Source organism: Pantoea sp. SS70, assembly GCF_029866845.1.
Lineage (GTDB): Bacteria > Pseudomonadota > Gammaproteobacteria > Enterobacterales > Enterobacteriaceae > Pantoea > Pantoea leporis.
Map to the genome: position 1 here is coordinate 789213 of NZ_CP117199.1, position 23009 is coordinate 812221.

Annotated in this window: 20 protein-coding genes; 13 read left to right on the plus strand and 7 right to left on the minus strand. The window is 55.1% G+C overall.

The genetic code is table 11. The features are described from left to right. Window positions 1–11: 11 nt before the first annotated feature. Window positions 12–1907 carry a pyruvate dehydrogenase complex dihydrolipoyllysine-residue acetyltransferase gene (gene aceF / locus PO881_RS03520; RefSeq protein WP_280172459.1) on the plus strand — a complete coding sequence of 632 codons (1896 nt, stop codon included), beginning with the start codon at window positions 12–14 and terminating at the stop codon, window positions 1905–1907. Window positions 1908–2080: 173 nt separating this feature from the next. Beyond that, a complete protein-coding gene (gene lpdA, locus PO881_RS03525) occupies window positions 2081–3505 on the plus strand; it encodes a dihydrolipoyl dehydrogenase (RefSeq protein ID WP_008108560.1) in 1425 nt (474 codons plus the stop codon). Window positions 3506–4076: 571 nt separating this feature from the next. Here lpdA and PO881_RS03530 read toward each other — a convergent pair. Continuing rightward, window positions 4077–4229, minus strand: coding sequence for a hypothetical protein (locus tag PO881_RS03530; RefSeq protein ID WP_277974529.1), 153 nt, complete (start codon window positions 4227–4229; stop codon window positions 4077–4079). Between the two features lie 68 nt (window positions 4230–4297). On the opposite strand from PO881_RS03530, the gene PO881_RS03535 reads away from it, so the two are divergent. From PO881_RS03535 to yacL, 3 genes are all read left to right on the plus strand, one after another. Beyond that, complete coding sequence (locus PO881_RS03535) at window positions 4298–4588, plus strand: aldo/keto reductase (RefSeq protein ID WP_280172868.1); 291 nt, start codon at window positions 4298–4300, stop codon at window positions 4586–4588. 238 nt (window positions 4589–4826) lie between these two features. Then, window positions 4827–7424 carry a bifunctional aconitate hydratase 2/2-methylisocitrate dehydratase gene (acnB, locus tag PO881_RS03540; protein ID WP_101762089.1) on the plus strand — a complete coding sequence of 866 codons (2598 nt, stop codon included), beginning with the start codon at window positions 4827–4829 and terminating at the stop codon, window positions 7422–7424. A 170-nt stretch (window positions 7425–7594) separates the two neighbouring features. Then, window positions 7595–7957 (plus strand): protein YacL, encoded by a 363-nt coding sequence (gene yacL / locus PO881_RS03545; protein ID WP_101762088.1) that lies wholly within the window; start codon window positions 7595–7597, stop codon window positions 7955–7957. 38 nt (window positions 7958–7995) lie between these two features. Here the strand turns inward: yacL and PO881_RS03550 are convergent, their stop codons facing one another. The 4 genes from PO881_RS03550 to PO881_RS03565 all read right to left on the minus strand — a co-directional run bounded on the left by PO881_RS03550 (window position 7996) and on the right by PO881_RS03565 (window position 12512). Next, the gene (locus PO881_RS03550; RefSeq protein WP_101762087.1) at window positions 7996–9321 is read right to left on the minus strand and encodes an MFS transporter; all 1326 of its coding nucleotides are present in this window, start codon (window positions 9319–9321) and stop codon (window positions 7996–7998) included. Window positions 9322–9364: 43 nt separating this feature from the next. Next, a complete protein-coding gene (locus PO881_RS03555) occupies window positions 9365–10318 on the minus strand; it encodes a phosphoglycerate dehydrogenase (RefSeq protein ID WP_280172460.1) in 954 nt (317 codons plus the stop codon). Between the two features lie 143 nt (window positions 10319–10461). Beyond that, a complete protein-coding gene (locus PO881_RS03560; RefSeq protein ID WP_192235698.1) occupies window positions 10462–11346 on the minus strand; it encodes a dihydrodipicolinate synthase family protein in 885 nt (294 codons plus the stop codon). 17 nt (window positions 11347–11363) lie between these two features. Beyond that, window positions 11364–12512 (minus strand): iron-containing alcohol dehydrogenase, encoded by a 1149-nt coding sequence (locus PO881_RS03565; protein WP_280172461.1) that lies wholly within the window; start codon window positions 12510–12512, stop codon window positions 11364–11366. A 182-nt stretch (window positions 12513–12694) separates the two neighbouring features. Between PO881_RS03565 and PO881_RS03570 the strand changes: the two genes are divergently transcribed. Genes PO881_RS03570 through PO881_RS03580 form a run of 3 tightly spaced genes read left to right on the plus strand, consistent with a single transcriptional unit; the run spans window position 12695 to window position 15707 of the window. After that, on the plus strand, window positions 12695–13966 hold the full coding sequence (locus PO881_RS03570; protein ID WP_280172462.1) for a four-carbon acid sugar kinase family protein: 1272 nt from the start codon (window positions 12695–12697) through the stop codon (window positions 13964–13966). Beyond that, a complete protein-coding gene (locus tag PO881_RS03575; RefSeq protein WP_101762082.1) occupies window positions 13959–14939 on the plus strand; it encodes a D-threonate 4-phosphate dehydrogenase in 981 nt (326 codons plus the stop codon). Before PO881_RS03570 ends, PO881_RS03575 begins: the two co-directional genes overlap by 8 nt. Before the next feature lie 6 nt (window positions 14940–14945). Further along, entirely contained in the window at window positions 14946–15707 is a 762-nt protein-coding gene (locus tag PO881_RS03580; protein ID WP_101762081.1) for a DeoR/GlpR family DNA-binding transcription regulator, read from the plus strand. A gap of 221 nt (window positions 15708–15928) precedes the next feature. Here the strand turns inward: PO881_RS03580 and PO881_RS03585 are convergent, their stop codons facing one another. Beyond that, the gene (locus PO881_RS03585; protein WP_007888732.1) at window positions 15929–16276 is read right to left on the minus strand and encodes a YacC family pilotin-like protein; all 348 of its coding nucleotides are present in this window, start codon (window positions 16274–16276) and stop codon (window positions 15929–15931) included. A 177-nt stretch (window positions 16277–16453) separates the two neighbouring features. Between PO881_RS03585 and cueO the strand changes: the two genes are divergently transcribed. After that, window positions 16454–18043 carry a multicopper oxidase CueO gene (gene cueO, locus PO881_RS03590; RefSeq protein ID WP_280172463.1) on the plus strand — a complete coding sequence of 530 codons (1590 nt, stop codon included), beginning with the start codon at window positions 16454–16456 and terminating at the stop codon, window positions 18041–18043. Here the strand turns inward: cueO and PO881_RS03595 are convergent. After that, entirely contained in the window at window positions 18036–19325 is a 1290-nt protein-coding gene (locus PO881_RS03595) for a cystathionine gamma-synthase family protein (RefSeq protein ID WP_280172464.1), read from the minus strand. The two genes, cueO and PO881_RS03595, sit on opposite strands and share 8 nt — an antisense overlap. Before the next feature lie 165 nt (window positions 19326–19490). On the opposite strand from PO881_RS03595, the gene hpt reads away from it, so the two are divergent. From hpt to PO881_RS03615, 4 genes are all read left to right on the plus strand, one after another. Then, the gene (gene hpt, locus PO881_RS03600; RefSeq protein ID WP_192235688.1) at window positions 19491–20027 is read left to right on the plus strand and encodes a hypoxanthine phosphoribosyltransferase; all 537 of its coding nucleotides are present in this window, start codon (window positions 19491–19493) and stop codon (window positions 20025–20027) included. 192 nt (window positions 20028–20219) lie between these two features. Then, entirely contained in the window at window positions 20220–21146 is a 927-nt protein-coding gene (locus tag PO881_RS03605; RefSeq protein WP_101762077.1) for an ABC transporter ATP-binding protein, read from the plus strand. Beyond that, window positions 21143–21913, plus strand: coding sequence for an ABC transporter permease (locus tag PO881_RS03610; RefSeq protein WP_101762076.1), 771 nt, complete (start codon window positions 21143–21145; stop codon window positions 21911–21913). The genes PO881_RS03605 and PO881_RS03610 overlap by 4 nt, the downstream gene beginning before the upstream one ends. A 347-nt stretch (window positions 21914–22260) precedes the next feature. Next, entirely contained in the window at window positions 22261–22980 is a 720-nt protein-coding gene (locus PO881_RS03615) for a fimbrial protein TcfA (RefSeq protein ID WP_137385171.1), read from the plus strand. Window positions 22981–23009 lie beyond the last annotated feature (29 nt).

Genomic DNA, 23009 nt, shown 5'->3' on the forward strand with positions numbered 1-23009 from the left:
GTAAGAGAGTAATGGCTATCGAAATTAACGTACCGGACATCGGGGCAGACGAAGTTGAAGTCACCGAAATCCTGGTAAAGGTGGGCGACAAAGTTGAAGCTGAACAGTCGCTGATCACCGTGGAAGGCGATAAAGCCTCCATGGAAGTGCCTTCGCCGCAGGCGGGCGTGGTTAAAGAGATCAAAATCTCGACCGGCGACAAAGTCGAAACCGGCTCGCTGATTATGATTTTTGACGCAGAAGGTGCCGCAGAAGCGGCGCCAGCGCCAGCAGAAGAGAAGAAAGCGGAAGCCGCTCCTGCTCCAGCTGCTGCCGCTGCTGCGGTCAGTAAAGAAGTCAACGTACCGGACATCGGCGGCGACGAAGTTGAAGTCACTGAGATCCTGGTGAAAGTGGGCGACACCGTAACGGCTGAGCAGTCGTTGATCACCGTTGAAGGCGACAAAGCCTCAATGGAAGTCCCGGCACCGTTCGCGGGCGTGGTGAAAGAGATCAAAATCTCCACCGGCGACAAAGTGAACACCGGTTCACTGATCATGGTGTTCGAAGCAGAAGGCGCAGCGCCGGCGGCTGCTCCAGCAGCTAAACAGGAAGCGGCTCCAGCAGCAGCACCTGCGGCTTCTGGCGCTAAAGACGTCAACGTCCCAGACATTGGTGGCGACGAAGTTGAAGTCACCGAGATCCTGGTGAAAGTGGGCGACAAAGTCGCTGCTGAGCAATCCCTGATCGTGGTGGAAGGCGACAAAGCCTCAATGGAAGTGCCTGCACCTTTCGCCGGTATCGTGAAAGAGTTGAAAGTGTCGACTGGCGATAAAGTCAGCACCGGTAAACTGATCATGGTGTTCGAAGTGGAAGGCGCGGCACCGGCTGCGGCGCCTGCGGCTAAGCAGGAAGCGGCTCCAGCGGCAGAAGCCGCGAAACCGGCAGCGGCCCCAGCAGCAGCGAAAGCGGATGCGAAAGGCGAGTTCGCTGAGAACGATGCTTACGTACACGCGACGCCGGTGATTCGTCGCCTGGCGCGCGAGTTCGGTGTTAACCTGGCGAAAGTCAAAGGTACCGGCCGTAAAGGTCGCATCCTGAAAGAAGACGTGCAGACTTACGTCAAAGACGCGGTGAAACGCGCTGAAGCGGCTCCGGCTGCAGCAGCCAGCGGCGGAAGCCTGCCAGGTCTGTTGCCTTGGCCGAAAGTGGACTTCAGCAAGTTCGGCGAAATTGAAGAAGTGGAACTGGGTCGTATCCAGAAAATCTCGGGTGCCAACCTGAGCCGTAACTGGGTGGTGATCCCGCACGTTACGCACTTCGACAAAACCGATATCACCGATCTGGAAGCGTTCCGCAAACAGCAGAATGCCGAAGCAGAGAAACGCAAACTGGATGTAAAATTCACGCCAGTGGTGTTCATCATGAAAGCCGTTGCCGCTGCTCTTGAGCAGATGCCACGCTTCAACAGTTCACTGTCTGAAGATGCACAGAAACTGACGCTGAAGAAATACATCAACATCGGTGTGGCGGTTGATACGCCAAACGGTCTGGTGGTTCCGGTGTTCAAAGATGTGAACAAGAAAGGCATCACTGAACTGTCCCGCGAGCTGATGGCGATTTCGAAGAAAGCGCGTGATGGCAAGCTGACCGCCGGCGACATGCAGGGCGGTTGCTTCACCATCTCCAGCCTTGGCGGCCTGGGCACCACGCACTTCGCGCCAATCGTCAACGCGCCGGAAGTGGCTATCCTTGGTGTTTCCAAGTCAGCGATGGAGCCGGTGTGGAACGGTAAAGAGTTTGAGCCGCGTCTGATGATGCCGATCTCACTCTCCTTCGACCACCGCGTGATCGACGGTGCTGATGGTGCGCGCTTTATCACCATCATCAACAACACACTGTCCGACATTCGCCGTCTGGTGATGTGAAGTTAATCAAGGCCGGCGAAAGCCGGCCTTGTTGTAAGCATTCAATGTTGCCGCGGTTGGCAGTTTGTTAACAATTCTGTAAACTCTCGCGGTGAAATGTCCCGGCGGATATAGGGCATTAGAGCTTGGGAAAAGCTTTTTCCTGACTGCCGGTAATCAAACAAGAGGTCATGATGAGTACAGAGATTAAAACTCAAGTCGTGGTACTTGGGGCAGGTCCTGCAGGTTACTCTGCAGCCTTCCGTTGCGCTGATTTAGGTCTGGAAACCGTAATCGTTGAGCGTTACAGCACCCTCGGCGGTGTTTGTCTGAACGTAGGCTGTATCCCGTCAAAAGCGCTGCTGCACGTCGCCAAAGTGATCGACGAAGCAAAAGCCCTGGAAGAGCACGGTATCGTGTTTGGCCAGCCGCAAACTGACATCGACAAAATTCGTTCGTGGAAAGAGAAGGTGATCAACCAGCTCACTGGCGGCCTCGCGGGTATGGCGAAAGGTCGTAAAGTGAAAGTGGTGACTGGCCTCGGCAAATTCACCGGTGCTAACACGCTGGTGGTCGAAGGTGAAGGTGGCGCAACCACCATTAACTTCGATAACGCGATCATCGCGGCCGGTTCTCGTCCAATCGAACTGCCATTCATTCCGCACAACGATCCGCGCGTGTGGGACTCAACCGATGCGCTGGAACTGAAAGAAGTGCCGAAGCGTCTGCTGGTTATGGGCGGCGGCATCATCGGTCTGGAAATGGCCACCGTTTATAAAGCGCTGGGTTCAGAGATCGACGTGGTTGAGATGTTCGACCAGGTGATCCCGGCTGCTGATAAAGACGTAGTGAAAGTCTTTACCAAGCGTATCAGCAAGAAATTCAACCTGATGCTGGAAACCAAAGTGACCGCTGTTGAAGCGAAAGACGACGGTATCTACGTATCGATGGAAGGTAAAAAAGCGCCAGCTGACGCACAGCGTTATGATGCGGTGCTGGTGGCGATTGGTCGCGTACCGAACGGTAAAGGCCTTGATGCGGGTAAAGCAGGCGTGGAAGTGGACGATCGCGGCTTTATCCGCGTCGACAAGCAGATGCGCACCAACGTACCGCACATCTACGCTATCGGTGACATCGTGGGTCAGCCAATGCTGGCGCACAAAGGTGTGCATGAAGGCCACGTAGCGGCGGAAGTGATCTCGGGTCTGAAGCACTACTTCGACCCGAAAGTGATCCCATCCATTGCTTACACCGAGCCAGAAGTTGCCTGGGTTGGTCTGACCGAGAAAGAAGCCAAAGAGAAAGGCATCAGCTACGAAGTGTCCACCTTCCCGTGGGCCGCTTCAGGCCGTGCTATTGCGTCTGATTGTGCAGACGGCATGACTAAACTGATCTTCGACAAAGAGACTCACCGTGTTATCGGTGGTGCGATTGTCGGCACCAACGGCGGCGAGCTGCTGGGTGAAATCGGTCTGGCGATTGAAATGGGCTGTGATGCCGAAGATATCGCTCTGACCATTCACGCGCACCCAACGCTGCATGAATCAGTTGGCCTGGCTGCCGAAGTGTTCGAAGGTAGCATCACTGACCTGCCGAACCCGAAAGCGAAAAAGAAATAAGTTCGCGCTTTGAATAAATTAACGGCTCATTTAAGGAGCCGTTTTTTATTAGTGGTTCTATTTAAATAAACAAATAAAAAAGGCGCAAGAGCTAACACATGCGCAATGCCGGAATAGCGGGAGCGGACTCCCGCTAGTGAATTTTTACTGTTGCGCTTCGTAAGCCATAACAGCCGATAATTCAGCAGTGAATATCCGTAATCGTAATTCACAGAGTGAACTGCGATTAACCAGACACAATCCTAATAGAATGAGCCCGCTGATAATCAGCTTGCTGAATATAGACTTCATAGTCACGTTCCTCTTGATTTAGCACGAGCAAGCGACTACCCTGACATTTCTCAGGTGTTAGGGTATGATGCTTGCCCGTGCGGTTAATGAAAGTTAACTGCACGGTTTTACGCTCCACAACCTACCCCAATCTTTTCAGCTTGAAGCAAGTTGCCTCAAGCGCCCGCAGGCAGTCTACGCCAAACTTCTTTTATTTCATCTAATATTTTAAATTATTTATAATTAATGGATTTTTATATTATCTAATCATTTAAATAGATCGCGTAATGGATGTTTTTAATTAAAAATTAATTTCTTTAAGCCGATCAATAAAATGACTTGGTGGCACGGGCAGATATTTCCGGCTCGGATAGTAGAGCCAGAATCCTTCTTTTACCTGAGTGAAGTTCGCCAGTATTTCCACTAACTCAACGCGAATTAAAACTTCCCGCACCGTAGCTTCATGCAGAAAGGCAATGCCTACGCCCGCACGGGCTGCCTGTAATATCGCTCATTACTACCCTGCAGAATGCGCAGGCTCATAACCAGAAGTTAGTGAATCAACTTAACGAGATGGCTGGAGGTTATGATGCAACAGCCGCTCAGCTAGCGTTAGCGTGGGTGCTGGCAAAAGGCGAGTTTATTGTGCCGATTCCCGGCGCCAGCAAAATCGCCCATCTGGAACAGAACTGCGCCGCCGCCGATTTAGCATTACGTCATACGGACGTCGCCACGCTGGACGAGTTGTTTAGCGAGAAAAATATTCTGGGCGAACGCTATAACGACAGCGAATTCGTGCTGGTTGATCGTTAACACTCTTCTCCGTACATAAGAACAAGCAGGCTTTCATAGCCTACTTTTTTATGTGATCCCGCTCAATTTGCAGATGAAGCTGCTAAAAAACGCACGAATGTTGCTTTTTTGTAAACAGATTAACAATCAGGCGAAATGCTGCTATGCTGCCCCACGCGGAACCGGGCACCTCACCCTACTGTTCGACAGCATCAAGGGGTGCACCGGAAAGCTATACAATGAGAGCGAGGAGAACGTCGTGCTAGAAGAATACCGTAAGCACGTTGCCGAGCGTGCTGCCCAGGGAATCGTACCTAAGCCGTTAGATGCTTCCCAAATGGCCGCGCTGGTTGAACTGCTGAAAAACCCGCCAGCGGGTGAAGAAGAATTCCTGACCGACCTGTTGGTCAACCGTGTCCCACCAGGTGTTGATGAAGCGGCGTACGTAAAAGCCGGTTTCCTGGCAGCTGTCACTAAGGGCGAAGCCCACTCTCCTCTGGTTACTCGCGAAAAAGCCGTTGAGCTGCTGGGCACCATGCAGGGCGGTTATAACATCCATGCGCTGATTGAAGCGCTAGAAGATGAAGCCTTAGCGCCGATTGCTGCCGAAGCCCTGTCTCACACGCTGCTGATGTTCGATAACTTCTACGATGTCGAAGAGAAAGCCAAAGCGGGTAACCCACACGCGAAAAAAATTATCCAGTCCTGGGCCGATGCCGAATGGTTCCTGAAGCGTCCAAAACTGGCTGAAAAAATTACCACCACCGTGTTCAAAGTGACCGGCGAAACCAACACCGACGACCTCTCTCCGGCGCCGGATGCATGGTCACGTCCGGATATTCCACTGCACGCGCTGGCAATGCTGAAGAACGCCCGTGAAGGCATCGAACCCGACGATGCGGGTAACATTGGCCCGATCAAACAGATCGAAGCACTGCAGACCAAAGGCTTCCCGTTGACCTACGTCGGCGACGTTGTCGGTACCGGTTCTTCACGTAAATCCGCCACCAACTCGGTGCTGTGGTTTATGGGCGATGATATTCCTTACGTGCCAAACAAAAAGGGCGGCGGTCTGTGCCTCGGCGGTAAAATCGCTCCTATCTTCTTCAACACCATGGAAGATGCGGGCGCCTTGCCGATCGAGCTCGACGTTGATCGTCTGAACATGGGCGATGTCATTGACGTTTACCCGTACAAAGGCGAAGTGCGCAATCACGAAACCGACGAATTGTTGGCGACCTTTGAGCTGAAAACCGACGTGCTGCTGGACGAAGTCCGTGCTGGCGGTCGTATTCCGCTGATCATCGGTCGCGGCCTGACCACCAAAGCGCGCGAATCGCTGGGTCTGCCGCATAGCGATGTGTTCGTACAAGCCAAAGATGTGGCTGTTAGCACCCGCGGTTACTCGCTGGCGCAGAAAATGGTCGGCCGCGCTTGCGGCGTAGAGGGTGTCCGTCCGGGCTCATACTGCGAACCAAAAATGACCTCAGTGGGTTCTCAGGACACCACCGGTCCAATGACCCGTGATGAACTGAAAGACCTGGCGTGCCTCGGCTTCTCGGCTGACCTGGTGATGCAGTCATTCTGCCATACCGCCGCCTATCCGAAGCCGGTCGACGTGACCACGCACCATACGCTGCCAGACTTCATCATGAACCGTGGCGGCGTGTCGCTGCGTCCGGGCGATGGCGTTATCCACAGCTGGCTGAACCGTATGCTGCTGCCAGATACCGTTGGTACCGGCGGTGACTCACACACCCGTTTCCCAATCGGTATTTCCTTCCCGGCAGGCTCTGGTCTGGTGGCGTTTGCTGCTGCGACGGGCGTGATGCCGCTGGATATGCCGGAATCGGTGCTGGTGCGCTTCAAAGGCGAAATGCAGCCGGGTATCACTCTGCGCGATCTGGTACACGCCATTCCGCTGTATGCGATCAAAGCTGGCTTGCTGACCGTTGAGAAGAAAGGGAAGAAGAACATCTTCTCTGGCCGCGTGCTGGAAATCGAAGGTCTGCCGAAACTGAAAGTTGAGCAGGCATTTGAGCTGACCGATGCCTCGGCTGAGCGTTCTGCTGCCGGCTGTACCATCAAGCTGGATAAAGAGCCGATCATCGAGTATCTCAACTCGAACATCGTGCTGCTGAAGTGGATGATCTCGGAAGGCTACGGCGATCGTCGTACGCTGGAGCGCCGCATTGAAGGCATGCAGAAATGGTTGGCCGATCCGCAACTGCTGGAAGGCGATGCGGATGCTGAGTACGCGGCGGTGATCGATATCGATCTGGCCGAGATCAAAGAGCCAATTCTGTGCGCACCGAACGATCCAGACGACGCGCGTTGGTTGTCTGACGTGCAGGGCGAGAAGATTGACGAAGTGTTCATCGGTTCGTGCATGACCAACATCGGTCACTTCCGCGCGGCCGGTAAGCTGCTGGATGCCCATAAAGGCCAGCTGCCAACCCGTCTGTGGGTGGCGCCGCCAACCAAAATGGACGCCGCCCAGCTGACCGAAGAGGGCTATTACAGCGTCTTTGGTAAGAGCGGTGCGCGTATCGAAATTCCGGGCTGTTCACTGTGCATGGGTAACCAGGCGCGTGTGGCAGACGGCGCGACGGTGGTTTCCACCTCAACCCGTAACTTCCCGAACCGTCTGGGGACCGGCGCGAACGTCTTCCTGGCGTCAGCGGAACTGGCGGCGGTCGCTTCGCTGCTTGGCAAGCTGCCAACGCCGGACGAGTATCAGCAGTTCATGCTGCAGGTTGATAAGACCGCGGCTGACACGTATCGCTACCTCAACTTTGATCAGCTGGGGCAATACACTGACAAAGCCGACACAGTGATCTTCCAGACTGCCGTTTAATCGGTTATCGGGATGAACAAGGGGACGATGAAAATCGTCCCTTTTTTTATGCCCTTTTTTCCGCTGACATCTCCAGGCATAATGCGAGCGCGATCCCACTTTATTCAGCGTGCTGCGCACAAAATGCACTAACACTGTGCTGCACAGCGCGTCATCAGTATGAGGCAATCATGGAATATGAATTTCTGCGTGATTTGACCGGTCAGGTCAAAGTGCGTATGTCGATGGACCACGAAGCGGTGGGGCACTGGTTCAACGAAGAGGTCAAAGACAATCTGCCGTTGCTGGATGAGGTTGAGGCCGCCGCCCAACAGGTGAAAGGCACCATTAATCAGTGGCAGCGTGTCGGGCATGAATACACGCTGTGGCTGGATGATGAAGAGGTGATGATTCGTGCCAACCAGCTGGCGCTGGAAGATGACGGCATGGAAGAGGGCATGACTTATTACGACGAAGAGAGCCTCTCTTTCTGTGGCGTCGACGATTTTCTCGCAGTGATTGCCGCTTATCGGCTGTTTATTGCCGGTAAATAACTAAACAGTAAGGTCGCCATTGATGGCGACCCAGACGATTACCGCGCCGCGCCACTTGCCACGGAATGCGCATGCGTCACCTGTTCCTCATCGACGATAGGTTCAACTTTACCCATCAGGAACAGATAGTTAAGAATGCCAATTACCACCAGCACCGCCGAGAACACCAGCGCCCAGGTAAAGTGACCGGTTGCGCCAACAATCGCGCCGGTTATGATTGGACCCACCGCGCCGCCCATGTTTGAAACGGTATTCTGCAGCCCCGCCACAATCGACACGCTGTTTTGCGGTGCCACATCGCCCGGCAAGGCCCACACTTGTGATGCCGCCACGGTGGTGCCGGATTTGGCGATACACAGCAGCAGCACGGTCATAAACACCGAATCGGTGAACGGGGCAAATCCGATACACAGCGCCATCAGCAGGCCGATGGTGAGAAACAGTTTGCGTGTAGCGGTCAGCGACAGCACTTTGTTATGCACCATGCGATCCGATGCCCAACCCGCCAGCACTTCAATCACCATGCCACAGATCAGCGGCAGCGCAGCCACCATCCCCATTTTGAGGAAATCCATGCCTTTATCTTTCACCAGATAGGTTGGCAACCAGGTAATAAAGAAATAGGAGGTGTAGTTGATGGTGAAAAAGCCAATGCACATTGCCCAGATATTGCGGTAGCGCAGCAGCTTGTACCACTTCATCGGACGCACGCTTTTGTCGCCGTGCTTTTGCGTCTGGCCATTACGGATGAAGCGCACTTCTTGCTGGCTTATCGACTTATGATCTTCCGGATTCTCGGCGTAGATAAAGTACCAGGCAATCACCCAGAACAAGCCCAGCGCGCCTATAGCGAGGAAGGTCAGACGCCAGTCGAACAGGGCGATCATAAAGACGATCAACGGCATGGCCACCGCACCACCAAATTTGGAGGCACTGTCGAACAGGCCAGAAACCGTGGCGCGTTCGCGATCCGGGAACCAGCGCGCGGTTATGCCCGCGTTGCTGGGATAGGCGGCGGCTTCACCGACGCCGAGTGCTAAACGCAGCGCCAGCAGCGATTTAAAGCCGGTCGCCAGTCCCATCGCCATGGTGGCGATCGACCACCAGCCGACGGCGATACCAAGCCCTTTTTTCTGACCGAAGCGATCGGCAAACCAGCCCGCCGGGATCTGCAACAGCGCATAAGACCAGAAGAACGCCGCCATGATGAAGCCCATCATTTCAGGATTGATATCGAGCTCTTTGATCAGATGCGGAGCCGCTGCCGAGAGAACGGTGCGGTCAATGTAGTTAATGGCGATGGCCAGCCACATCAGGCCAGCAATCCACCAACGGATACGACTCGAGCGCGCAGAGTTAGTCATAGTAATTATCCACTCGAAAAAGGTTACAGAGAAAGGCGGCGTGTTATTCCAGCCCGTTCATCACGTTGATTGGGCGTTTGCCCTGTTGGATGCACTGCACAATTTGCGTCACGCAGCGTTCACCAATCGCGCTGATCGCACCATCGGTGTAACCGGCGATATGCGAAGTGGGAATGAAGTTGCTGAGCGTGAACAGCGGATGCTCGGTCAGCGGTTCCTGCACAAACACGTCAGCCGCTGCTCCGGCGATCACGTTATCCAGCAGCGCCTGATAAAGATCCTGCTCATTCACTACGCCGCCGCGTGAGGCATTAATCAGGAAGGCATTTTTCTTCATGCGTTTGAGGCGCGCGGCATTAAACAGATTCTGCGTTTTGTCGGTAAGCGGCATGTGCAGAGTGATAAAATCGCTGGTTTCGGTCAGCTGATCCAGCGTGACGAAGTCGATGCCGTGTTCAGCAGCAAACGGCTCATCAGGATAAAAATCAAATGCGATCACCCGCATGTTGAAACCTCTGGCGCGCAGCGCGACCTGCTTACCAATATTGCCCAGCCCGATGATGCCCAGCGTTTTGCCGTACACGTCGGTGGCAAAAATACGCGGCCAGCAGCCCGCTCGGGTTTCGATGGCGGCTTGGGTGATCTGACGCGCGCTGTTAAGGATCAAAGCAAAGGCGAAATCAGCGACAGCATGTTTGTTGGCATCCGGCACGTTGGTGACGTAAATTCCGCGTGCACGCGTGGCATCCAGATTGATGTTGTCGACGCCAACGCCGTGCTTACAGACGATTTTCAGCTGCGGTGCTAACGCCAGCAGCTCTTCGTTGATGTCGGTAAAAGCCACGATCAGCGCCACGGTGTCAGCCAGATGTGGCTGGAGTGCGCTCAGCGGCGCATCGGCGGGCAGCGTGATCAGCTCAAAACCGTGCTGTTGCAGCGTGGTTATCGGCGTCGCGTCATATTTTGCAAACGACGGTGAGGTACAGATGACTTTCATAATTCTTCCCGATGTTGAAAATAAATACCGTTCCCGCGGATCGCATGCATCGTAGCGGCGCAATTTATTGCGCGAAAAATCGCGCCGCTACGGCTTGTGCGGCGATTGAAATCGGCTTCACGCTGCTATGGTGATGACTCTAATTACTGCAAATACTGATTCACAATCTGGCGGATCTTCTGCTCTTCTTCGGCAGAGAAACTCACCGCGTAGCGGCTGTCACCAACCTCAAAACCAAGCAGCGTCACCGCTTTTTTCACTGCAGCGGGAGAGAAGCCGACGCTATACAGATCGGTGCGCAGACCGGTCACATTCTCTTGCGCCAGGCGCGAACCTTCGATATCGCCAGCATGGAAGCGCGCCCAAATCGCGTTGATCTCTTTAGGCGCCACGTTAGCAAGGCCAGAAATGCAGGCCGAGCAGCCGTCGACAAAGCCCTGATGGATCAGCGAATCCGGGCCGTTCAGCACATCAAAACTGTTGATGCCTGCAGCCGCTTGCAGAAAGCCGCTCAGGCTCTCATAGCTGCCGGCGCTGTCTTTGATACCGATGATGTTTGGGTGTGCGGCCAGCGTGCGTACGGTTTCCGGTTGCAGCGTGTTGCCGGTGCGCGCCGGAATGTTGTAAAGGAACAGCGGCACGTCGATGGCGTCAGCCACCGCGCGATAGTGGGCAATCAGCTCTTCCTGCTTTAGCGGCACGAAATAGGGTGTGATGACCGAAACCGCATCCACGCCCAGCTTCGCCACTTGTTTCCCAAGGCGAATGGTTTCACGCGTGGAGATCTCGCCAATGTGCGCCACCACCGGTGCGCTGCCGTTCACTTCATCAACGCAGGTCTGCGTTACCGCCAGCTTCTCCTGTTCGTTCAGCACGAAGAATTCGCCGTTGGTGCCGCCGCAAAAGATACCGTTGCCGGCGCTTAACTGGCGTTGTACCTGCTCGCGCTGGGCGGCTGGGTTGAATGCGCCGTCGCGATCAAAGGTGGTGACGATGGCGGTTAACACGCCCTGAATTTTCTTACTCATGTTGTCCTCGATAATCCTTAGTGATTCAAAGCCGGAAACAGCGTCAGGTAGACTTTTCGTACGTCTTCGGCGCCCACTTTCATCGGTACATTCTTCATCAGGCGCTGCACGTCGAGCGCGGCTTCCACCAGATACGGCAAATGATCCGGGCCGATACCCAGCTCTTCCAGGCTGGCGGGCAGCTTCAGGCGCTTCACCAGTGCGGCAAAATACGCCACCAGCGCGTGGGATTTGGCTTCGTCGTCCAGCGTGATGTCGGCATCCGACAGCAGATCGTAAACCTGAGCGAATTTGCTCACCGCCGCCGGTCGTACAAAGCGCATGCAGGGCGCGAGGAGAATGGCGTTGGCGACGCCGTGCGGCAGATGATATTTGCCGCCCAGCGGATAAGACATGGCATGTACCAGATGCGTACCGGCATGTGCAATCGATGCACCACCGTAATAAGACGCCCACAGCATATTCAGGCGCGCTTCGAGATTGTCGGGTTCGGCGATAGTGGTTTCGAGGCTGGCAAACAGCTTTTTCATGCCGATCAGCGCATAGTTATCGCTCACCGGGTTCGCCACGGTCGCGGTAAAGCACTCAATCAAATGGCACAGCGCATCGATACCGGTGGAAGAAGCGATGTGCGGTGGCATGCTGGTGGTGAGTTCTGGCACCAGCGCGACATAATCTGGCAGCATCACCGGCGTGATAATGCCGACTTTGGTCTCTTTCTCGGGGATCGCCAGAATCGCGTTGGGCGTGGCTTCCGAGCCAGTACCTGCGGTGGTCGGAATCAGCAGCGAAGTGGTGCGCGTGTGCGGCTTCTCACCAGCCAGTAACGCCTCCAGTGTCGGCGCATCTTCGACACACAGAATCGACAGCAGCTTAGCGACATCCAGTACGCTGCCACCGCCGATGCCAATCACCAGATCCACATCGGTGCTCGGCAGCGCGGCGACAATGGCTGCTACATCGTGCTGGCTAGGCTCTGGCGGCACCGTGTTGACGATGCTCAGGCTGGCAATCTGCTGCGTGAGCTGGGCGATCAGCTTTTGTACCGCCGGAATGCCTTCAATATTCTTATCGGTCACCAGCAGCGCTTTGTCTTTACCTTGCAGTAAATAGCTGAGGTCATTAAGCGCCTGAAAGCCACTGATCACGGTGCTGTTGATATTCATCTCTTACCCTTACGTTTTTTGCGCTGAATGATTGATTTTGCTCAATCGGCGCGAGTTTCATCACTGCAGTGCCTAATTTTATAGGGCAAATTGATTTCGATTAATTTGATCTTGCTCACATATAATCAATCATGATTGAATATAATCATTGCAGCCCGGCAGCGGCCGGAAGAGGAGAAAGCATGACTTCACAGCCATGGAAAACGCCAGTCTTAGTGATTGCCGATGACTTCACCGGCGCCAATGACGCGGGCAGCGGGCTGGCACAAGCCGGAGCGCGTGTGCATGTGCTGTTTGAGAGCAGCACGCCACACGACGCTGGTGCTGCCGATGTGCTGGTGATCAGCACCGATAGCCGTGCAACCAGCGCACAAGAAGCGGCCCAACGCACGCGAGCTGCCATTGAGCAACATCACGCCATCGCTAACGACGGTTGGTTATTTAAGAAGATCGATTCCACGCTGCGCGGCAATCCCGGCGCGGAGATCGAAGCCGCGATGCAGGCCAGCGGTAAAACATTAGCCTTAGTGGTGCCGGCAGTGCCGAAGCTGGGACGCACCACGCGTGCGGGTGACGTGTGGATCCATCAGCAGCGTTTGATCGACAGCGAATTCGCCAGCGATCCCAAAACGCCGGTCACCAGCGGCCATGTGCTGACGCGTCTGCAGATGCAGAGCACATTGCCGGGTGAAACCCTCGACCTCGCCACGCTGCGCAGCGATCAACTGGCGCAGGTGCTGGCCAGCAAGCAAGGTTTGCTGGTGGTGGATATCGAACATGACGCCGACATTGCCTTGTTGATGGCCGCGGCAGCCACGCTGGAGACGCGTCCGTTGTTGGCCGGAGCGTCCGGGCTCAGCGATGCGCTCGGCGCGTTGCTGGCGGCACGTCAGTCGCGTCCGGTGCTGGCGGTGGTCGGTTCGATGAGCGCCATTGCGCAGCAGCAGATTACACGCCTCGCTAGCCAGCGTGACATCCGCATTATCGACATTGATATCCGTCAGCTGTTTGCCCAACCGGCCTGGCCGCAGGCTGAACGGTGGCAGCAAGAAATGCAGCAGGCGCTGCACGACGGCGCGCATTGCGTGGTACGCACTACCCAACATGCCGGGCAGCGTCATGAGATTGCGCAGTTGTGCCAACAGCATCAGGTTTCTCGTCAGCTATTGGGCGAACGCATCTGCCAGTTTCTCGCGCAGTTAACCCGTCGCGTGTGCCGCGAGGTGCAGCCTGCTGGGCTTTATCTCTCTGGCGGCGATGTGGCGATTGCCGTGGCCCAGGCATCAGGTGCCCGCGGTTTTCAGATTCAGGGCCTTGTGGCGGGCTGCGTGCCGCACGGGGTTTTGCTTAACAGTGAATTACACCTGCCGGTGATGACCAAAGCAGGTGGCTTTGGTGATGAAAACACCCTGGTAGAAGCCATTCGTTTTATTGAGGAGAAGTCGAGTGAGTAAAATTATTGCGATTACCATGGGCGATCCGGCGGGCATCGGCCCGGAGATCATCATTAAAGCGCTGGCAGAAGGTGAGTTAGCGGGCGTGCCTGCCGTCGTGGTCGGTTGTGCTAACACGCTGCGTCGGGTGATGGGTTTACATGTCACGCCGCAGGCTGAACTGCGCGTGCTCGACCAGGTCAAGGATGCGCATTTCGCGCCCGGCATGATCAATGTGATTGATGAGCCGCTGGCGGATGCCGCCGCGCTGCAGCCTGGCGTGGTGCAGAAAGCAGCGGGTGATTTGGCCTGGCGTTGCGTTAAACGCGCCACCGAACTGGCGCTGGCTGGCGACGTGCAGGCGATCGCCACCGCACCGTTAAATAAAGAGGCGCTGCACTCAGCGGGGCATATCTATCCCGGCCACACCGAACTGCTGGCGCAACTGACCAACACCAAAAATTACGCCATGGTGCTCTATACCGATAAGCTGAAAGTGATTCACGTCACCACGCATATCGCGCTGCGTAAGTTCCTCGATACCTTAAACGGCGAGCGCATTCAAACGGTGATCGGCATGGCCGACAGCTTCCTGCGCCGCGTCGGTTTCGACCAGCCGCGCATCGCGGTGGCAGGCGTTAATCCGCATGCCGGTGAAAACGGTCTGTTTGGTGATGAAGAGATCACCATCGTCGCGCCTGCCATTAACGCCATGAAAGCGCAGGGCATTGATGTCAGTGGCCCGTGTCCGCCCGATACCGTGTTCCTGCAGTGTCAGGAAGGACAGTACGATATGGTGGTAGCGATGTACCACGATCAAGGCCATATCCCGCTGAAATTACTAGGCTTTTATGATGGTGTTAACATCACTGCGGGCCTGCCGTTTATCCGCACCTCGGCGGACCACGGCACCGCGTTTGATATCGCCTGGACAGGTAAAGCGAACTCTGCGAGCATGGCGATCTCCATTAAACTCGCGATGCAGCTTGCATAGGGAAATATGAAGGGACAAAGCCGTCTCGACCAGATTATGGATTATCTGAAGAGCCATAATTTGGTCACTGTTGAACAACTGGTGAGCGCGATTTCTGCCTCGCCAGCGACGATCCGCCGCGATCTGATCAAGCTGGATAAAGAAGGCGTTATCAGCCGCAGCCATGGCGGCGTTACGCTGAATCGCTTTATCCCCAATCAGCCGACCACGCTGGAGAAGATGCAGCGTAATCTCGCCGAGAAGCAGGCCATCGCGCAGTTTGCCGCCAGCTACGTGCAGTCGGGTGATGCGGTGGTGCTGGATGCCGGCACCACCATGCTGGAGCTGGCGCGCCAGCTGACGCACCTCAAGCTGCGGGTCATCACCGCCGATCTGCATATCGCGCTGTTTCTGTCGGAGTTTAAGCAAATCGAAACCACCATTATTGGTGGACGCATCGACGATTCCAGCCAGTCGTGCATTGGCGAACATGGTCGCCGTTTGCTGCGCAGCATCAATCCTGATATTGCCTTTGTCAGCTGCAACTCGTGGAGCATCGAACGCGGGATTACCACGCCAACCGAAGAGAAAGCCGGATTGAAGATGGATCTGCTGGCCAACGCGCGCCGCCGGGTTCTGCTGGCTGACAGCAGTAAATACGGTTCATGGTCGCTGTATTGCGCCGCGCCGATTGATAGCCTGACTGATGTGGTGACGGATGCACGTCTGGATGAAGCGGTGTGCCGCGACCTGCGCGAGCGGGGTATTGGATTGGAGTTGACGGTTTAGATTTAGGTTGAGATTGTGCTGGCTGTCCCCCATCCCGGCCTTCCCCCCGCCAGCGGGGGAAGGAGACGCTGCCACATGCAACTCTCGAACTGACATATTGCAGCATCTTCCTCCCCCACTTGTGGGGGAGGACCGAGGAGGGGGACAGCGAGCACCAACCAAGGAGGGGGGCAGCAAGCACCAACCGAGGAGGACAGCAAGCACCAACCAGCGGGCAATGATTACTTAACGTAAGCCAGCAAACTCAGCGAGTCGCGCGCCAGCGACTTACACTTCTTGTCGTTGGTAATGGCGATACCGCTCAAATCCTTGTAACTCTCTTCGCCCAGCGACTTCATGTTGTAATTGCTGTAGTTGCTTAAATCCCAACGGTTCTGTTGGGCGAAAAACACCAGCGCTTTACGAATCTGTGCGTCCGGCAAATCCTGATAGCCACAATCGTTCTTGAGATAAACGAACACGGCGGTGAGGTCGGCCAGATCTTCTGCTTCGGATTCGCTCAGGGCAAAACTGGTGGAGGAGAAGCCAAGGAGTCCCGCCAGCAGCAGGATCTTGATGCTTTTCGTCATAATCATTCTCAACAAGGGACAATTTATTGACGTTAGCACAGTTATTGCCGCTATTCCGCTAAATTTGCCCTTTCGGGCCATTCCCACCCTTTTTATCAGTGCAATCTGTTTCAGGGCTTGACCCTCCCGCAGGGTAAAGGTTTACGCTGTGCCCTTATTCACGACAAGGATAAGAATATGCAACGTCGTCATTTTCTAAAGTTGACTGCCGCACTCAGCGCCGCCGGTGCGCTGCCGCTGTGGAGCCGCTCACTATTGGCCGCCACGCGCCCATTATTACCGATTCCCTCCATTTTGCAGCCTGATGCCCGCGGGCAATACACCTTGACCGCCATGACCGGTAGCAGCCAATGGAATGGCAAATCGGTGCCTACCTGGGGATACAACGGTGGATTGCTCGGACCCGCGCTGCGTCTGCAACGCGAAAAAGCCGTCACGGTGAACATCCATAACCAACTGCCGGAAGCCACCACCTTGCACTGGCACGGGCTGGAGATCCCCGGCGATGTTGATGGCGGCCCGCAAGGGATTATTGCGCCCGGCGCGACGCGTCAGGTCAGTTTCACCCCCGATCAACCCGCCGCGACCTGCTGGTTCCATCCGCATCAACACGGCAAAACCGGTTATCAGGTGGCGCAAGGTCTGGCGGGTTTGGTGCTGCTGGAAGATGAAGCGTCCGGCAAGCTGCGTTTGCCGATGCAGTGGGGCGAAGATGATGTGCCGCTGATTTTCCAGGATAAGCAGCTGAATAAAGCGGGAACGCAAATCGATTATCAGCTCGATATCATGCGTGCCGCCGTCGGCTGGTTTGGCGACATGATGCTCACCAACGGCGTGCAGTATCCGCAGCATGCGGTGCCACGCGGCTGGCTGCGTCTGCGTTTGCTTAACGGCTGTAACGCGCGTTCGCTGCATATCGCCACCAGCGATCAACGTCCGCTGTATGTAATTGGCAGCGACGGTGGGTTGCTGGCCGAGCCGGTGAAAGTGGATAGCTTGCCGCTGCTGCCGGGCGAGCGTTTTGAAGTGCTGGTGGATACGTCAGATGGCAAAGCCTTCGACGTGGTAACGCTGCCGGTGACGCAGATGGGCATGACGCTGGCGCCGTTTGACCAACCGCTGCCGCTGGTCAACATTCTGCCGCTGCGCGTGATGGCCAGCGGTACGCTGCCGGACAAGCTGGTGGATCTGCCGCCCATTCCCGCCACCGAAGGCCTGCAAAGCCGCTGGCTGCAGCTGATGATGGATCCGCAGCTTGATCAGCAAGGTATGCAGGCGCTGATGGAGCGTTATGGCGATAAAGCCATGGGCGGCATGAAAATGGATCATGGCAACATGGCGATGAGTGATAGCGCGAAGCCGATGGATCATGGCGATATGGCGATGGATCACGGCAGCCACGGCAAAACTGCCGCCTATGATTTCCATAATGGCAACAAGATCAATGGTCAGGCATTTAATATGACCAAGCCGATGTTCAACGTGGAATTGGGCAAAGTGGAGAAGTGGACGATTTCCGGTGAAGGTGATCACATGCTGCATCCGTTCCACATTCACGGCACGCAGTTCCGCATCCTGTCAGAAAACGGCAAGCCGCCTGCGGCGCATCGCGCAGGCTGGAAGGACATCGTCAACGTTAACGGCTGGCGCAGCGAAGTGCTGGTGCGCTTCAACTATGTCGCTAACGCCGACAATGCGTACATGGCGCATTGCCATCTGCTGGAGCATGAAGATACCGGCATGATGCTCGGTTTTAGCGTCAGTTAACCGACGCCTCCAGTGCCAGGCGAATATCCTCGATCAGGTCGTCAGGATGTTCGATACCAATCGACAAGCGCACGGTCGCATCGGTGATGCCAATACGCTGTCGCACATCCTGCGGCACGCCCGAATGGGTGGTGCTGGCAGGATGGCTGGCAAGCGATTCGGTGCCGCCGAGGCTCACCGCCAGCTTGAACAGTTCCAGCGTATTAAGGAAACGGAACGCCGCCGCTTGCCCGCCACGAATATCAAACGAGAAGGTTGAACCCGCGCCGCTGCACTGGCGCTGATACGTTTTGCCCGCCGGACTTTCTGCCGCCAGATACGGCAGCCAATGCAGTTTTTCCACCAGCGGATGATCGCGTAAAAACGCCGCCACGTTTTCGGCATTGCTGGTGGCTTTCTCCATACGCAGCGACAGCGTTTCCAGCGAGCGGCCAATCATCCAGCTGGAGTGCGGATCCAGCTGCGTGCCGATGGCGCTGCGCAGCGAACGTACCTTGCCGATCAACGCTTTGCTACCCAGCACCGCACCGGCAATCAGGTCCGAGTGGCCGCCGACATATTTGGTCAGTGAATAGAGCGACAAATCTGCGCCATGCTGCAACGGCTGTTGAAACACCGGCCCGAGCAGCGTGTTATCGCAGGCAAGAATCGGCCGCGAACCTTGCTGCTGCGCAATCACATCCGCCACCTGCTGCATCAACTGAATGTCTACCAGGCTGTTGGTGGGATTGGCGGGCGTTTCAATCAGAATCAGCGCCACGCGTCCGCGCTGCCACGCCAGCTTCGCCGCTTCATGCACCTTATCTTCATCGGTGCCATCGCTGAAACCCACCGCTTTGATCTCCAAATCGTGCAGCGTTTTGCTCAGCAGCGTTTCGGTGCCGCCGTACAGCGGCTGGGAATGCAAAATCACTTCGCCCGGACGCGCAAACGTCAGCAGCGTGGTGGCAATCGCCGACATCCCGGAAGAGAACAGCGCCGCGCTTTCCGCGCCTTCATACACCGCCAGTCGATCTTCTACGATTTCGCTGTTGGGATGATTGAAGCGTGAATAGACCAGCCCACCAGTTTTGCCTTCCGGCGGCTGCTTGCGCCCGGCGACGAAATCGAAAAAGTCCTGCCCCTCTTCGGCGCTGTTAAACACGAAGGTGGAGGTGAGAAACACTGGCGGTTTCACCGCGCCTTCCGATAACTGCGGATCGTAACCGTAATTCAGCATCTGCGTTTCCGGGTGCAGCTCGCGCGTACCAATTTTGGTTTTTTTACTGGATGAAGCGGTCATAGGAACTCCAGAACTCGGCGGTAAAGGGGCGGACGTGTTCCTACAGTTAACGCCAGCGCGATAAATTTCGCCACGGAATCGTTTGCGTTCTGTGCGCGGCGTTAGACGCTGGCTCGTCTATGATAGACTTCGTGGCTTTCCAAAAACCGTAACTGGACGCATGCAATGAAACATACCGTCGACGTGATGATCTCCGAGCAAGAGATCGCAACCCGAATTGCCGAACTGGGCAAGCAGATCAACGAGCACTACCGCAACAGCGGCAGCGAAATGGTGCTGGTGGGTTTGCTGCGCGGCTCCTTTATGTTTATGGCCGATCTGTGCCGCGCCATCGACGTGCCGCATGAAGTCGACTTTATGACGGCGTCAAGCTACGGCAGCGGCATGTCGAGCAGCCGCGATGTGAAAATCCTCAAAGATCTCGATGAAGATATTCGCGGCAAGGATGTGCTGATCGTGGAAGACATCATCGATTCCGGCAATACGCTGAGCAAAGTGCGTGAAATCCTGCGCCTGCGCGAGCCAAAGTCACTGGCGATTTGTACCTTGCTGGATAAGCCAGAGCGTCGTGAAGTGGACGTCACCGTCGAATTTGTTGGCTTTACCATTCCCGATGAGTTCGTGGTCGGCTTTGGTATCGATTACGCCCAGCGCTATCGCCATCTGCCGTATATCGGCAAAGTTATCCCGACCGGTGAATAACCGCACAATCGTCCAAGGCTAAACTTCCCCGCCTGCGATACACTGCGCAGCCCGTAAGCCAACGGTTTATGGGCTGGCTCGACTCTCTGCTAAACTCCATTGATTTCTTAATGTTAATGACCGCGACATCGCTCGTGCGCATTACCATTTTCATAGGCCTTTGATGTCTCTACAACAAGGTATGGATTCGCAATGACATATGCACTGGAAATTTCCGGGCTGACCAAAACCTATCCCGGCGGCGTACAGGCGCTGAAAGGACTCGATCTCAACGTGGAAGCGGGCGACTTTTACGCCTTGCTGGGGCCAAACGGCGCCGGTAAATCCACCACCATCGGTATTATCAGCTCGTTAGTGAATAAAACCGGCGGCAGCGTGCGCGTGTTTGGCTATGACCTGCAAAAAGACGTGGTCAACGCCAAGCGCCAGCTTGGGCTGGTGCCGCAGGAGTTCAACTTCAACCCGTTTGAAACCGTAATGCAGATTGTGGTCAATCAGGCTGGTTACTACGGCGTTGAACGCGCTGAAGCTAACAAGCGCGCGGAAAAATACCTCAATCAGCTCGACCTGTGGGGCAAACGCAACGAACGTGCGCGCATGCTTTCGGGCGGTATGAAGCGCCGCCTGATGATCGCGCGTGCGCTGATGCATGAGCCGAAGCTGCTGATCCTCGATGAACCGACCGCCGGCGTGGATATCGAACTGCGTCGTTCGATGTGGAGTTTCCTGAAAGAGCTGAACATTAAAGGCACCACCATCATCCTCACCACGCACTATCTGGAAGAAGCAGAAATGCTGTGCCGCAATATCGGCATTATTCAGAGCGGCGAGCTGGTGGAGAACACCTCGATGAAAGGCTTGCTCTCCAAGCTGCAATCCGAAACCTTTATTCTCGATCTGGCGCCGCGCAGCCCGCTGCCGCAGCTGGAGGGCTTCCAGTATCGTCTGGTCGATACCTCGACGCTGGAAGTGGAAGTGATGCGTGAGCAAGGTCTGAACAGCGTGTTCAGCCAGCTGAGCACGCAAGGCGTGCAGGTGCTGAGTATGCGTAACAAAGCTAACCGCCTTGAGGAGCTGTTCGTCAGCCTGACACAGGGAAAAACAGGAGTGAAAGCATGACGCACTTGTATTGGGTGGCGCTCAAGAGCATCTGGAGCAAAGAGATTAACCGCTTCGCCCGCATCTGGATTCAGACGCTGGTGCCGCCGGTGATCACCATGACGCTCTACTTCATCATCTTCGGCAATCTGATCGGTTCACGCATCGGCGATATGCACGGTTTCAGCTACATGCAGTTTATCGTGCCGGGCCTGATCATGATGGCGGTGATCACTAACGCTTATGCCAACGTGGCATCGTCGTTCTTTAGCGCCAAATTTCAGCGCAACATTGAAGAGCTGCTGGTGGCACCGGTGCCAACGCACATCATTATTGCCGGTTATGTCGGCGGCGGCGTGGCGCGCGGCGTGTGCGTGGGGATTTTGGTTACCGCGATTTCGTTGTTCTTCGTGCCGTTCCACGTGCATTCGTGGTCGATGGTGGCGCTGACGCTGTTGCTGACGGCGATTCTGTTCTCACTGGCGGGCCTGCTGAATGCGGTATTCGCGCGCACTTTTGACGATATCAGCCTGATTCCCACCTTCGTGCTGACGCCGTTAACCTATCTCGGCGGCGTATTCTACTCGCTGACGCTGCTGCCGCCGTTCTGGCAAGCGGTGTCGAAGCTGAATCCGGTGGTGTATATGATCAGCGGCTTCCGTTACGGTTTCCTCGGCATCAACGATGTGCCGCTGGTGTTCACGCTATCTGTGCTGATCGCCTTTATCGTGGTGTTTTATGTGCTGGTGTATTCGCTGATTCAGCGTGGGCGCGGGTTACGGACCTAACCTGGCATAGCACCTCTGTCCCCTCCTTTGTAAAGGCCATTTTATGGCCTTTTTTTTCGTCCTGAGTTTGTCGCCTGTGGCATTAACACCTTCTTAACGGGTCAGGTTGAGATTGAGATATGTCTCAAACGCTGCCCTGTCTTGACGCTTAAAACTTTTGCTAACAGCCAATACCTTTTATAAGTTGGACTTAAAATATTGAAGAAACTGGTCTTATTAAAATTTTAACCGCATCCGCTTTTCCCCTCGCTGTCTTATCCCGAAACGTCTTCCCGAATGTGACTTAATTTCCACAATAGGTTGTCGTCATAAAAGGCTATCGGAACAGCATAAGACGTTTAGGCATTATGAAGCAGTTAACAGCAGTATTGAGCGCCATTCTTTTGGTTTTATTGGGGATTCATGCCGCGATCGCCAATATGAGCGTTTATCCCATGGTAATAAACCTGGATGAAAAGCGTAATGAAAACACGCCCATTCAAATTACCTCTAAAAGCGAAAATACCCAATATGTACGAGTGGTGGTTAAAGAGGTTATTCATCCTGCAACGCCAGAGGAACAGGAACGCGAAGTAAAAAGCTGGCAGGGTAAAAATATTGTGGTATCCCCTGTTAAGTTCGCTTTGCCTGCCGGAGCGAATAAACTCGTGCGGATTATAGCGCTGCAGCCGGTGAGTCATGAGCACGTTTACCGTATTTACTTTGAGCCGGTTGCCGCTTTAGACAGTGATGCACCGGCTGTGACCAATAAGATCAATGCTTCGATTGGCATGAGCTTAATTTGGGGCGTGCTGGTGCGCCAGCAACCATTAATTGCTCAGCCTGCCATGGAATATGATCGCCATAAACAGCAGTTGCATAATCGCGGTAATGTTCGCGTGATTCTGCAACGTTACAGTTATTGCAAAAAAGAGATAAAAGAGAATGCATGCCAGTGGATTCAGGATCAACGCAGTGTTTATCCCGGTGAACATTACACGCTGAAAACTAAGCCTCAGAACGGCACTTTCAGGCTGGTATTTAAAGTACAAGGAGAGAATCAGGAGAAAATAAGTGTCTTCCCTTGATTGTCCTGTGTAACGGCTAACAGTAGCCA

Coding starts and splice junctions, on each gene's coding strand:
- aceF (WP_280172459.1), top strand. CDS start 12: ATGGCTATCGAAATTAACGTACCGGACATCGGGGCAGACGAAGTTGAA.
- lpdA (WP_008108560.1), top strand. CDS start 2,081: ATGAGTACAGAGATTAAAACTCAAGTCGTGGTACTTGGGGCAGGTCCT.
- yacL (WP_101762088.1), top strand. CDS start 7,595: ATGGAATATGAATTTCTGCGTGATTTGACCGGTCAGGTCAAAGTGCGT.
- PO881_RS03550 (WP_101762087.1), bottom strand. CDS start 9,321: ATGACTAACTCTGCGCGCTCGAGTCGTATCCGTTGGTGGATTGCTGGC.
- PO881_RS03555 (WP_280172460.1), bottom strand. CDS start 10,318: ATGAAAGTCATCTGTACCTCACCGTCGTTTGCAAAATATGACGCGACG.
- PO881_RS03560 (WP_192235698.1), bottom strand. CDS start 11,346: ATGAGTAAGAAAATTCAGGGCGTGTTAACCGCCATCGTCACCACCTTT.
- PO881_RS03565 (WP_280172461.1), bottom strand. CDS start 12,512: ATGAATATCAACAGCACCGTGATCAGTGGCTTTCAGGCGCTTAATGAC.
- PO881_RS03570 (WP_280172462.1), top strand. CDS start 12,695: ATGACTTCACAGCCATGGAAAACGCCAGTCTTAGTGATTGCCGATGAC.
- PO881_RS03580 (WP_101762081.1), top strand. CDS start 14,946: ATGAAGGGACAAAGCCGTCTCGACCAGATTATGGATTATCTGAAGAGC.
- PO881_RS03585 (WP_007888732.1), bottom strand. CDS start 16,276: ATGACGAAAAGCATCAAGATCCTGCTGCTGGCGGGACTCCTTGGCTTC.
- cueO (WP_280172463.1), top strand. CDS start 16,454: ATGCAACGTCGTCATTTTCTAAAGTTGACTGCCGCACTCAGCGCCGCC.
- PO881_RS03595 (WP_280172464.1), bottom strand. CDS start 19,325: ATGACCGCTTCATCCAGTAAAAAAACCAAAATTGGTACGCGCGAGCTG.
- hpt (WP_192235688.1), top strand. CDS start 19,491: ATGAAACATACCGTCGACGTGATGATCTCCGAGCAAGAGATCGCAACC.
- PO881_RS03605 (WP_101762077.1), top strand. CDS start 20,220: ATGACATATGCACTGGAAATTTCCGGGCTGACCAAAACCTATCCCGGC.
- PO881_RS03610 (WP_101762076.1), top strand. CDS start 21,143: ATGACGCACTTGTATTGGGTGGCGCTCAAGAGCATCTGGAGCAAAGAG.
- PO881_RS03615 (WP_137385171.1), top strand. CDS start 22,261: ATGAAGCAGTTAACAGCAGTATTGAGCGCCATTCTTTTGGTTTTATTG.